Raw genomic sequence first — 715 nt, 5'->3', positions numbered from 1 at the left:
ATGGACGTCGAAATTCCCGAACTCCCCTTCCCCCTTCGCACGTACGGTCCCGACGGGCACTGGTCGTACGAGGACGGGGTCCTCACCGGATGGGCCGGTCCTCGGCAGGATCGTTTCGTGCCGCCGACCGGGGAGGGCCTGGACCCCGCCTCCGACGCGCCCCGACTGCTGGGGGCGCCGGAGGGGGACTTCCAGCTGATCGCCCGGGTCACCGTCGGCTTCGCCGCGGGCTTCGACGCCGGCGTCCTCTACGTCCACGTCGGGGAACGGGCGTGGGCGAAGCTCTGCCTGGAGTACTCGCCCGACGTACCCACCGTCTGCACGGTCGTGACCCGGGGCCACTCCGACGACGCCAACTCCTTCACCGTCGACGGCAGTTCCGTCTGGCTCCGGGTCAGCCGCACCGGCCGCGCCTTCGCCTTCCACGCCTCCCGCGACGGCAAGCACTGGACCTTCGTCCGCCTCTTCACCCTCGCCGACGAACAACAGACCGGCGCCGCCCTCGTCGGCTTCATGACCCAGTCCCCCATGGGCGAGGGCTGCGTCGTGACATACGACGAGATCGAGTACCGCCCGGCCTGGCCGGACGACCTGAGAAACGGCAGCTGACCGCTCCGAGCAAGGGCCGGGTGCCTGATCGCCGTAGAGCTCGGTCGGGTCGGTACGTCGGCGACCGCGGGCGGGTGAGGCCTGGTCGCGCAGTTCCCCGCGCCCC

Annotated in this window: 1 protein-coding gene; it reads left to right on the top strand. The window is 71.2% G+C overall.

Annotated features, from left to right (window positions below):
* Positions 1 to 609: a DUF1349 domain-containing protein gene (locus STRIP9103_RS42255; RefSeq protein ID WP_009339842.1), complete on the top strand. Its 609-nt coding sequence runs from the start codon at positions 1 to 3 to the stop codon at positions 607 to 609.
* Positions 610 to 715 lie beyond the last annotated feature (106 nt).

Origin of the sequence: Streptomyces ipomoeae 91-03 (assembly GCF_000317595.1) — a bacterium.
Taxonomy (GTDB): Bacteria; Actinomycetota; Actinomycetes; order Streptomycetales; family Streptomycetaceae; genus Streptomyces; species Streptomyces ipomoeae.
The sequence above is the reverse complement of the archived record's forward strand: the minus strand, read 5'-3'. Positions and strand labels throughout refer to the sequence as shown.

Excerpts from the sequence above, each read along its gene's own strand:
- STRIP9103_RS42255 (WP_009339842.1), top strand. The coding sequence starts at position 1 with ATGGACGTCGAAATTCCCGAACTCCCCTTCCCCCTTCGCACGTACGGT.